Source organism: Sulfurivirga sp. (assembly GCF_015490265.1).
Classification (GTDB): Bacteria; Pseudomonadota; Gammaproteobacteria; order Thiomicrospirales; family Thiomicrospiraceae; genus Sulfurivirga.
Window position 1 is genome coordinate 1 of sequence record NZ_WFYD01000061.1, and the last position, 9,481, is coordinate 9,481.

A 9,481-nucleotide genomic window follows, 5' to 3' on the forward strand; every position below is an offset into this window, starting at 1 on the left:
AGCATCTCCATCCAGGCATCGCGCAGTTCGGTCATGATGTCGATGGCGGTGTCCAGATAGTAGGTGTCCTTCTCATGCACCGCTTCCTGCACGCACTGGTCCACATAGTTGTAGAGCTCCTCAAGATCGTAGGCCAGTGGCGTGTCCTTGGTGAAGTGCAGCCGGTCGCGCAGGGCGTCCATGATGGTGGTCAGCCGGCCGAGGTGGAAACCTTTTTCCACCCACGCGCCGGACTGGTGGCAGACTTTTGCCAGGTTGCCCTTGTCCACCGCGCCCTGCAGCAGCAGCATGACGGTATGACGCGGGTTCTCCGCCATGTGGCGCTCGAACTGTTCGTCGCGGCAGTAGGGCTTCAGCAGGGGTTTTTCACGGGGTGTGGCTGTGGTCTGTGTGCTCATGACGCGCTCCCTTGTGTGTGACTAAAGTTTTCTCTGCAGGTGTCGAATAGCACGAGCCGTGCCAGAAACAGTTTTGGCACGTACCTTGCGTAAAACCGGGCGAAGGGCGCCACGGGGCGTCGGAAATTTGACACACGGGGGACCCGGTCATGAATACCATCACCTCTGACACCGCCGGCAAAATGACAGACCGCCGCCGCAGGCTGGATGCGGCATTGCGCCAGCATCAGGGCGCGGAGCGCCGCCTGTGGCGCTACCGCCTCACCGGCTGGCTGCGTCGCCTGCCCGAGTGGCTGTTGCAGAAGTCGTCCCTGGCCGGCCTGGTGGAGGCGCAGGTGCGCGCCCGCACCGAACAGCTGTTCCGTCAGGCCAACTATGATGCGCTGACCCACCTGCCCAACCGGGCCTACTTCACCCAGACCATCGAGCAGACCCTCAAGGATGCCGAAGGCGCGCAGGCGGAGTTCGCGCTGCTGTTTCTCGATCTGGACGGCTTCAAGCCCATCAATGACACCTATGGCCATGCCGCCGGCGACGAGCTGCTGCGGCTGGTGGCCGCGCGGCTGGTCTCCAGCGTGCGCGACTATGACTTCGTGGCCCGTCTGGGCGGGGACGAGTTCGTCATCCTGCTGCGGGATGTGGTGGACCAGGAGATCATCGAGACCATCAGCCGCCGTCTGATCACCGAGGTGAGCCGGCCCTACTGGGTCAATGGCCGCTCCGTGCAGGTGTCCACCAGCGTGGGCATCACCGAATATCCCCGGGACGGCAAGACGGTCAACCAGCTGATGGAGCGGGCCGATCAGGCGCTCTATGTGGCCAAGCACCGTGGCCGCAAGCAGTTCTGTTTCTACAAGGACGTGGACGCCCTGCCGGAGGCGGCACCGGACCGACTGCAGACCCGCTTCGATGTGGATGTGGAGCATGAGAAGCTGGCGGTGCACTTCCGCCCCGTGATCAGTCTGGCGGATGGCCGGATCCGGAGTGCCCAGCTGGATGTGGCCTGGGAAGGCGGGCCGGAAGGGCATGTGTGGTATGAGCAGTGGAAGCACCTGCTGCACCGCAGCCAGTGGAACCACTCCGTGGCCCTGTGGATGATCGACAACGCCGCCTGGTATCTGAGCAGCTGGAGTGCGCTGCCGGAGGCGTTCACCGTAGCGGTGCCGCTGGATCAGGCATTGCTGATGGAGTCGGAGCCGGGCGCTCTGCTGGCCGAGCGGGTGGGCCGCTATGGCGTGCGGCCGCAGCAGCTGGTGCTGCGTGTGGCGCTGGATGCCGTGGAGCGGCTCGACCGCAAGGCCATCGAGGCGCTACAGTCCCTGCATGAGGCCGGCTTCCGTCTGGCGCTGGCTGAAGTGGGCGGTCTGCTGGCCCATCCGGATCATCTGGACGGGGCGCCGCTGGATCAGCTGGTGCTCTCCGGCGAGTGGGTGCAGCGGCAGTTGGCCAGCAGTAACGGCGCCCGCTGGCTGCGGGCGGTGGCGGCCCTCGGCGCTGGGCTGGGCGTGCCGGTGATGGCCGACGAGGTGCGTGACGAACGTCAGCGCCAGCTGCTCAGCCGCATGGGCGTGCAGCTGGGCGCCGGTGAGGCCTGGCAGGGCTGGCTGCCGGCGGACGCCTTCGGCCGCTATCTGCAGCTGCACGCCGTGGCCTGATTTCTCAGGCGTCGGGCTGCTGCGCCGGCAGCAGCAGCGCCATGTCGTCACACTCCCGCCAGGTGAGCGGCCAGTCGAAGGCCTGCGTCAGCAGGCCTTTCCGCGTCAGCGTCTCCGCACGACCCTCCCCCAGCAGTTGGCCTGCCCGCATCAGCCAGACCCTTTGCGCCCACTGGGCCGCCAGCGTCAGGTCATGGCTGATCCACACCACGCTCAGCGCGCCCGTGTCGCACCAGTCGGTCAGCGCGTTCAGCAGACGCATGCGGTGGCGCACGTCCAGTGCGTTCAATCCTTCGTCCAGCAGCAGGGCGCGGGGGTGATCCACCCTGAGCGCCCAGCTCTGCACCAGCACCCGTCCCAGTTGCAGGCGCTGCTGCTCGCCGCCGGAGAGGGTTCCCAGCGGAAGGGGCAGCAGGGGCGCCAGCTCCAGCGTGTCAATGATCTGTTCGACTCTGTCGGCGTCATGGGCCTGTCCGGGCAGGCGACCCATCCCCAGCAGCTGTTCACCGGTAAGTGCGGGCGGGGCGTCGGTCTGCTGCGGCAGCCACGCCCGATGGAGGGCCTGCTGCTCGGGTGGCAGCGCATGCAGCGGTTGCCCCGCCAGACGCAGACTGCCCCGCAGGGGCGCGGCCAGTCCGGCCATGGCCTGCAGTAGGGAACTCTTGCCGGCGCCGTTGGGGCCCAGCAGCGCCACCCGCTCGCCCGCCTCCAGGGTGAGGGTGACGCCGCTGAAGCGGCCGGGCCAGCTCAGGTCTGTGAGGGCAAACAGTTCAGACACGGCGCATCCTCAGCAACAGCCACAGAAAGAAGGGGCCGCCGAGTGCGGAGAGCAGCAGGCCCACCGGCACTTCCGCCGGCTGGGCCAGCAGGCGGGCCAGGCTGTCGGCGCTCAGCGCCAGCAGGGCGCCGATGAGCACGCTGGCCGGCGCCAGCGCGCGGTGCAGGCTGCCTGTGAGCAGGCGGGCCAGATGGGGGGCTGCCAGCCCCACGAAACCGATCATGCCGCTGGTGGCCACGCTCACCCCCACCGCCAGCGCCGTGAGCAGCAGCAGCAGGGTCTTGAGCCGCTGCACGGGCACGCCCATCTGCCAGGCGCTCGCCTCCCCCAGCAGCAGGGCGTCCAGCCCCCGGCTCACGGCGGGAGACAGTCCCAGCAGCAGCGCCAGCAGCCCCAGTGCGCCCAGCGCCATGGGCAGGCGGGCTTCGGCAAAGCTGCCCAGCAGCCACCAGGTGAGCTGGCGCAGCGCCTCGTCGCTGGCCACATAGAGGCTGAGGCCGATCAGGGCGGAGGCGATGGCGTTGAAGGCGATGCCGGCCAGCAGCATCCAGCCGAGGTCGGTGCGGCCATGGCGGGTGGCCAGTGCGTAGATGATGCCGAGCACGCCCAGTGCGCCGACAAAGGCGGCCACCCCTCGGGTGTAGAGCCCCAGCCCCAGCAGGGCGATGCCGAGCACGGCTGCTGCGGCGGCACCGGCGGAGACGCCCACCAGCCCCGGATCGGCCAGCGGGTTGCGGAACAGGCTCTGCATGGCCATGCCGGCCCAGCCGAGCAGGCCGCCCACCGCCAGCGCCAGCAGGGCGCGGGGGAGGCGCAGTTCCATGAAAATCTGCCAGCTGAGCGGGTCGTGGCCCATGAGGCCGCCGAGCAGCTCGGTCACGGGGGTGGCGCCAGTGAGCAGGTTGGCCACCAGCGCCAGCAGTCCGGCCACAAGGAGGACGAGCCAGCGCAGCGGTGTGGGGGAGTGGGCGATCATGACACCGTATAATAGCGGAAATCATTCGGAGAGCCTGCCATGGCCGCATTTGTCAGAATCGCTTTGATCGGCCTCATGCTTGTGCTGGCCGCCTGCAACCGTCCCCCTTCAGCCGGGCCGGATCCGGCGCAGATCAAAAGCTACGTGAGCGAGCAGTTCGCCAAGGCCTATGGCCGCTGGCTGGAGCTGGACGAAGTGGCCCTCAAGCCGGCCGAGAGCACCCTCAATGACACGGATCACCGCGTCTATGACGTGACGCTGGAAGCGGTGGTCACCAGGGATCTGCGCAAGGCGCTGAAGGCGCTGCCGGAGACGCCGCAGAACCTGGAGGCGCGCGGGCGCATCAAGGGCATTCTCTCAATGGGCGGCGCTGAGCCGGGGCGCAAGATCACCGCCCGGCTGCGCGCGCTGGTGGAACGCAACCCTGACACCGGCCAGTGGTCGGTGGTGGGCCTGATTCGACACAGTGAAGGAGGTTGACCCATGCGGCTGTTGCGCATTGTCTGGCTGGTGCCCGTTCTGCTGCTGGCGGGGTGTCTGGATGCCGAGCCGAGCCGGCAGACCATGATGGATCAGATCGACGCGAAGGTTCAGCAGGACACCCTGGGCATGTTCAGGGTTGTGAAGCTGGAGAAACTCAACGGCTTCAAGCCGGATGACCGCCACTATCAGGCCAAGGTGCATCTGGTCATGGAGGTGGTCAAGACACCGGATCAGGCCCTGCGGGAACTGGAGAACGACAGCCGCCCGCCGCTGGAGAAGATGGCCGCCGGGCTGGTGATCGGTGCCATCAAGATGAGCGTCGGTGATCTCAAGGTGGGTGATGTGCATGAGAAGACCGCCGTGTATGAATTCATTCGCACCGAGAAGGGCTGGCGCCTGGATCGGGAAGTGACCGACAGCAACCTGTGACATTCTGAACCCGAGGAGAAGACCCATGCCGCTTCTGGACAGCTTTCTGGTGGACCACACCCGCATGCCCGCCCCCGCCGTGCGGGTGGCCAAGACCATGAAGACCCCCTGCGGGGACACCATCACCGTGTTCGACCTGCGCTTCTGCAAACCCAATCAGGAGATGATGGGCGAGCGCGGCATCCACACGCTGGAGCACCTGTTCGCCGGCTTCATGCGCGAGCATCTCAACAGTGATGATGTGGAGATCATCGACATCTCTCCCATGGGCTGCCGCACCGGCTTCTACATGAGCCTGATCGGCGCCCCCGACGAACAGCGCGTGGCCGAGGCGTGGAAGGCCAGCATGGAGGATGTGCTCAACGTCAAACGGTTGGAAGACATCCCCGAGCTGAACGAATATCAGTGCGGCAGCTATCGCATGCACTCGCTGGACGAGGCCCATGACATCGCCCGAACCGTGCTGGAACGGGGCATCGGCGTGATGAAGAACGAAGACCTGGCCCTGACCACCGAACAGCTGCGCCAGCTGGGGAACCCGGTATGACCATCGGGCTTGTCGGCGCCATGGAGCAGGAGGTCGCCCGCCTGCGTGACCGCCTCGAAGACTGCCGCGAGACGCAAAAGGCCGGCTTCGCCTTCTATGCGGGGCGGCTGGCCGGGCGTGATGTGGTGCTGGTGCGTTCCGACATCGGCAAGGTCAACGCCGCCATCGCCACCACCCTGCTGCTGGACGACTACGCACCCGATGCGGTCATCAACACCGGCTCCGCCGGCGGCTTCGACACCGAGCTGGAGGTGGGCGACCTCATCATCGGCGAAAAGGTGTGCCATCACGACGTGGACGTCACCCCCTTCGGCTACGAGGCCGGTCAGGTGCCGGGTCAGCCTGCCTGCTTTCTGGCGGACCATCAGCTGGTGCAGGCCGCACGCCATGCCGCCGACGAAATCGGCGTGCGCCACAAGAGCGGCCTGATCGCCAGCGGCGACCGCTTCATGCACGAGCCGGACGATGTGGCGCGGGTGCGCCAGCGTTTTCCCGCCATGCTGGCGGCGGAGATGGAGGCCGCCGCCATCGCTCAGACCTGTCACCGGTTCGCCGTGCCCTTTGTCATCATCCGCGCCCTGTCCGACATTGCCGGCAAGGAGAACGTGGTCACCTTCGAGCAGTTTCTCGACACCGCCGCCGAACAGGCCGCCCGGCTCATCGAGCACACCCTGCGCCGCCTGTAGGCGGAAAACGTCTCCAGATGCCCGAAAAGGCCGCATCTCGCGGCCTTTTTCGTTTCCGCTTTTGGCGCGGCAGACAGTCGTCCGGCAAAAATGGGGGAGACCCCGTTGCCGGACGGACAGCGGAGACGGACTTGATTGCGGTGTGAGACGTGCCCCTGCCGCACACTCTGGGCACGGGGCGAGAAGGCGCGTGACGCCGTGCCCGAACGGCACACTACCAACCGGAGAGCATCCTTTTACAGGTTTCGCCTGACGCACCCGTTTCCAACATGGGAGCCGTTTTCGCCCAAACCGGGGCATTGACACCATTCATTTCGGTCGTGTTTTTGGCGCAGGTGACAGGCGCCTGACAAAAATGGGGGAGACCCCGTTTCCCGCACCAGTTCTATCGGACTGGAATTCCTGTTCACATCACCGGAGCGTTTCAGGGCGGAAAACGGCCGATTTTCTGCCCATCAGCTGGAAAAAGCTGTCGTTGTCGAGGGTGGCTGGCGCGCGGCTCTGCAAAAACGGGGGAGACCCCGTCCATGACGGGTCGGCAGGCAATAAAAAACCCGGCTGGTTGGCCGGGTTTCGGGGGATCAGCAATCCGGTAGGATTACTTGATCTTGGCTTCCTTGAAGATCACATGCTTGCGCGCTTTCGGATCGTACTTCTTGATCTCGAACTTGCCGGGCATGTTCTTCTTGTTCTTGGTGGTGGTGTAGAAGTAGCCGGTGCCAGCGGTGGATACCAGTTTGATCTTGTCACGCATGATGCTTCTCCTCAGACCTTCTCACCACGGGCGCGCAGCTCCGCCAGCACAGCATCGATGCCTTTCTTGTCGATGATGCGCATGCCCGCTGCGGAAACACGCAGCTTGACGAAACGGTTCTCGCTCTCTACCCAGAAACGGTGCGTGTGCAGGTTGGGCAGGAAACGACGGCGCGTCTTACGGTGAGAGTGCGACACATTGTTGCCCGTCATGGGGCGCTTTCCAGTCACTTGACAAACCTTGGACATGGTCAATTCCTCTCAACGCTTGAATTCTTGCGGCGCAGACACTCGTTCGGCGCGGCAGCCAGATACAGAACGGGGAATTATGCATGTTTGCCCCTTGACGCGCAAGGGGTTTTTCAGGCTGTCTGCTTGCGCAGGGTGCGCCCGGTCAGGTGGTAGAGGGTCATCTCGGCGGCGAAGGCCAGCGCGAACAGGCCCAGCAGCTGCGCCGCCAGCCACGGATGCTCCTTATGACTCCAGTCGATGGTCAGCCAGGCGACGATGAACATGCCCGCTGCCGCCAGCGCCACCGGCAGCCTGCGCGCGCCGGTGCGGTCGGTGTGGAAGATGTGGCCGAAGTGCACCAGCCCCTGCAGCACCAGCACGCTCAGCGCCGCCAGCAGGGTGATGCCGGACAGGTCGAACAGCAGAATCAGCGGGATGGTCAGTCCGGTGGTGATCCACAGCGCCTCCATGGACTCGAAGCGGTGGAAACGGTAGAGGGCGGGCAGTGCGCCTTCGCGTATGAGCACGTAGGTGATTTCGGTGGCGGCATAGAGGGTGGCGTTGATGGCGCTGGCGGTGGAGATGAGCGCGGCCACCGCCATGATCCGGAAGCCCAGATCGCCGAGGAAGGGGCGGGCGGCCTCGGCCAGGGCGTAGTCCTGCGCCTTGATGACTTCATCCAGCGATAGGTTGCCCAGCACGGCGACGCTCACCGCCACATAGAGGGCCGCCACCAGCCCGATGGCCAGCAGGATGGCCCGGGGCATGTTGCGTTGCGGGTTGTCCATGTCCTCCACCGTGTTGCAGATGAGGCTGAAGCCCTGATAGGCGAAGAAGGTCAGCCCGACGGCGTAGAGAATGCCCATGGCCGGCGGTGCCTGGCTCAGCGCCAGCCGGCTCGGATCGATGTTCACCAGCGCAAGCCCGGTGAAGACCACCAGAATGGTCAGCTTGACCGCGACGATGAGGTTTTCCGAACGGGACACCCAGCTGGCGCCCAGCGTGTTGATCAGCGCGAACAGCAGCACGATGCCCACCGCCAGCAGGTTCTCGAAGCCGTGATCCAGCCCGAACAGCTGGCTGCCGTAGCTGCCGAAGGCCTTGGCCACGGCGGCCATGGCGATCACCTGCGCCAGATAGAAGAGCACGCCGCCGGTGCCGGAGAAGGGGCCTTCGCCGAACAGCTGGGTGAGATATTCCACCAGTCCGCCACGGGAGGGCCAGCGCAGCGCCAGCTTCGCCAGCGAGTAGCCGGAAGCCAGCGCCAGCAGGCCACCGAGCACGAAGCTGACCCACACCAGGTTGCCGGCGATGGCGCCCGCCTGACCGATGACGATGAAGATGCCGGCGCCCACCATGGCACCGACGCCCAGCATGGCGGCGCTGACGGCGCCGAAGGCTTTGGAATGGTTCTGCATGATGTCTTCTGCGTCCGATGAACGGGGTCTCCCCCATTTTTACGAAGTCGTGTCTCGGCGCGCCCCGAGCCAGCGGGGTCTGCCCTTGTTCTTGCGGTCCCTGTGACGCACTTTGCGCTTTCTGGCCGGTTTCTGCGCCTGTTTGCGCCTTTTCTCACGCTTGAGCTGCTTGAGGCGACGGCGCTGCTCGCGCAGGCGCTCCTCGAACGGGGCGCCTTTCAGCGGCAGGGCGTCGATCTCTTCCACCGGCAGGGACTGGCCGAGACGGTATTCGATGCGTTCCAGATGACGGTACTGGTCGAAGGTGACCAGGCTGCAGGCGATGCCCACGCGCTGGCCACGGCCGGTGCGGCCGATGCGGTGGATGTAGATGTCAGCCCGGTGGGGCAGGTCGAAGTTGATCACGTGGGTGATGTCGGGCACGTCCAGCCCGCGGGCGGCCAGGTCGGTGCTCACCAGCACCCTGCGGCGGCCGTCGCGGAAGGCGGCGATGCGCTCCAGCCGCTTGGGCGCGGGCAGGTCGCCGTGCAGCAGCGTGGTGGACAGGCCCTGTTCCCGCAGCCATTTTTCCAGCGCCTCGGCGTCGCGCTTGCGGTTGGTGAACACCAGCGCCCGCTGGCAGGCGGGGTCGGTCAGCAGCGCCCTGAGCAGCTGGCGCTTGTGTTCGGCGTTGTCGGCGTGGAAGACGCACTGCTGCACCTGTTCGCTGGTGCTGTCCGGGTCGGCCAGCTGAATGGTGACCGGGTCGTCCAGCACCGCTTCGGCAAAGGTGTCGATGCCCTCGCCCGCCAGCGTGGCGGAAAACAGCGCCGCCTGAAATTCATGGGCCATGGTCTCGACAATGGCGAGCACGTCGGGGCCGAGGCCTATGTCCAGCATGCGGTCGGCCTCGTCGATGACGAGCAGGTCGATGCCGTCCAGTTCCACTTCGCCCGCCTCCAGCAGGGTGAGCAGACGCCCCGGTGTGCTCACCAGCATGTGGGGCACATCGTTGCGCGCCCAGCGCTGCAGCGCCACGCCGCCGATGAGCAGCTGGCTGCGAAAGGGCGTGTGGCGGCCCAGCCGCTGGATTTCCTGCTGGATCTGCTGGGCCAGCTCCCGGGTGGGGGCGAGAAACAGCTTGCGCG

General features: G+C 66.0%; 12 protein-coding genes. 5 read left to right on the forward strand and 7 right to left on the reverse strand.

Annotated elements, in window-relative coordinates; all coding sequences use genetic code 11:
• The coding region (gene fliS / locus F8K16_RS04105) for a flagellar export chaperone FliS (protein ID WP_294947325.1) at positions 1 to 398 on the reverse strand (398 nt) is incomplete at its 3' end.
• 149 nt (positions 399 to 547) lie between these two features.
• Between fliS and F8K16_RS04110 the strand changes: the two genes are divergently transcribed.
• A complete protein-coding gene (locus F8K16_RS04110; protein ID WP_294947327.1) occupies positions 548 to 2,053 on the forward strand; it encodes a diguanylate cyclase in 1,506 nt (501 codons plus the stop codon).
• Positions 2,054 to 2,057: 4 nt separating this feature from the next.
• On the opposite strand, the gene F8K16_RS04115 is transcribed toward F8K16_RS04110, so the two are convergent.
• Together F8K16_RS04115 and F8K16_RS04120 are read right to left on the reverse strand one after the other, a co-directional pair.
• Entirely contained in the window at positions 2,058 to 2,831 is a 774-nt protein-coding gene (locus tag F8K16_RS04115; RefSeq protein ID WP_294947329.1) for an ABC transporter ATP-binding protein, read from the reverse strand.
• Positions 2,824 to 3,807, reverse strand: coding sequence for an iron ABC transporter permease (locus F8K16_RS04120; protein ID WP_294947331.1), 984 nt, complete (start codon positions 3,805 to 3,807; stop codon positions 2,824 to 2,826). Before F8K16_RS04120 ends, F8K16_RS04115 begins: the two co-directional genes overlap by 8 nt.
• 39 nt (positions 3,808 to 3,846) lie before the next feature.
• Here F8K16_RS04120 and F8K16_RS04125 point away from each other — a divergent pair, with 39 nt between their 5' ends.
• Genes F8K16_RS04125 through mtnN form a run of 4 tightly spaced genes read left to right on the forward strand, consistent with a single transcriptional unit; the run spans position 3,847 to position 5,952 of the window.
• Positions 3,847 to 4,287, forward strand: a complete 441-nt coding sequence (locus F8K16_RS04125; RefSeq protein WP_294947333.1) for a hypothetical protein — start codon at positions 3,847 to 3,849, stop codon at positions 4,285 to 4,287.
• Between the two features lie 3 nt (positions 4,288 to 4,290).
• Positions 4,291 to 4,719: a hypothetical protein gene (locus tag F8K16_RS04130; protein ID WP_294947335.1), complete on the forward strand. Its 429-nt coding sequence runs from the start codon at positions 4,291 to 4,293 to the stop codon at positions 4,717 to 4,719.
• Positions 4,720 to 4,744: 25 nt separating this feature from the next.
• Positions 4,745 to 5,266, forward strand: a complete 522-nt coding sequence (gene luxS / locus F8K16_RS04135) for an S-ribosylhomocysteine lyase (protein WP_294947337.1) — start codon at positions 4,745 to 4,747, stop codon at positions 5,264 to 5,266.
• The gene (gene mtnN / locus F8K16_RS04140) at positions 5,263 to 5,952 is read left to right on the forward strand and encodes a 5'-methylthioadenosine/S-adenosylhomocysteine nucleosidase (RefSeq protein WP_294947339.1); all 690 of its coding nucleotides are present in this window, start codon (positions 5,263 to 5,265) and stop codon (positions 5,950 to 5,952) included. Before luxS ends, mtnN begins: the two co-directional genes overlap by 4 nt.
• Positions 5,953 to 6,550: 598 nt before the next feature.
• Here mtnN and rpmG read toward each other — a convergent pair.
• The 4 genes from rpmG to F8K16_RS04160 all read right to left on the reverse strand — a co-directional run.
• Positions 6,551 to 6,706, reverse strand: a complete 156-nt coding sequence (rpmG, locus tag F8K16_RS04145) for a 50S ribosomal protein L33 (RefSeq protein WP_294947341.1) — start codon at positions 6,704 to 6,706, stop codon at positions 6,551 to 6,553.
• 11 nt (positions 6,707 to 6,717) lie between these two features.
• Entirely contained in the window at positions 6,718 to 6,954 is a 237-nt protein-coding gene (gene rpmB, locus F8K16_RS04150) for a 50S ribosomal protein L28 (protein WP_294947344.1), read from the reverse strand.
• 113 nt (positions 6,955 to 7,067) lie between these two features.
• The gene (locus tag F8K16_RS04155) at positions 7,068 to 8,354 is read right to left on the reverse strand and encodes an APC family permease (protein ID WP_294947346.1); all 1,287 of its coding nucleotides are present in this window, start codon (positions 8,352 to 8,354) and stop codon (positions 7,068 to 7,070) included.
• Between the two features lie 39 nt (positions 8,355 to 8,393).
• Positions 8,394 to 9,481 (reverse strand): DEAD/DEAH box helicase (locus tag F8K16_RS04160; RefSeq protein WP_294947348.1); only part of this gene is annotated, 1,088 nt, incomplete at its 5' end.